Genomic DNA, 800 nt, shown 5'->3' with positions numbered 1-800 from the left:
CGACCACGTCCTCGGCCACCAGAGCGGCTACCGCGATCATCATCGTCATCGTCGTCATCACGACTGCGACCACGTCCTCGGCCACCAGAGCGGCTACCGCGATCATCATCGTCATCGTCGTCATCACGACTGCGACCACGTCCTCGGCCACCAGAGCGGCTACCGCGATCATCATCGTCATCGTCGTCATCACGACTGCGACCACGTCCTCGGCCACCAGAGCGGCTACCACGATCATCATCGTCATCGTCGTCATCACGACTGCGACCACGTCCTCGGCCACCAGAATTATTATCATTTATATGACTACGAGAGCCCGCTTCGCGCGCTTCTTCTGAAGTGAACTCATGAGCATTTCCACTTTGATGGGCAGCTCTCCCTGCTTCACGAGCTTCGTCAGAAGTAAATTCATGAGCATTTCCACTTTCATGAGCAGCTTTACCACCCTGACTCGCTATCTCACGTTGTCTGTCTGGGTCCATGCTCGCAAATCCACGATTTGATGTATTTGTATCATCATTTTGATTAGCCATATCTATACCGCCTTTGATTCTTCTTCGCGAAAGGTAAATAGCTTGTCTAAATTAGAAGATATAAATTTAAGAATGAACCTGGCATATGTTTCTAATCTTATTAATGTAAAAGCGCTAATTAATATTCATATAAGAAACTTTAATTTAAGAATTTTTTTTTATTTTTTATTTACGAAGATAACAAGAAAGTCCCGTATATTTACCTATAAGAACTGAAGCTAAAAATATGGATTTCTATATAAACATGTTGCCCATTTAACATAATGG

1 protein-coding gene is annotated in these 800 nt (G+C 44.6%); it reads right to left on the bottom strand.

What is annotated here, in order from left to right; translation table 11 throughout:
- Positions 1-533, bottom strand: a 533-nt coding sequence (locus BFN00_RS16030; protein ID WP_071850123.1) for a KGG domain-containing protein, incomplete at its 3' end; no start/stop codon positions are given.
- Positions 534-800: the final 267 nt, after the last annotated feature.

This window comes from Acinetobacter sp. AR2-3 (assembly GCF_001878775.1).
GTDB classification, from domain to species: domain Bacteria; phylum Pseudomonadota; class Gammaproteobacteria; order Pseudomonadales; family Moraxellaceae; genus Acinetobacter; species Acinetobacter lwoffii_D.
The sequence above is the reverse complement of the archived record's forward strand: the minus strand, read 5'-3'. Positions and strand labels throughout refer to the sequence as shown.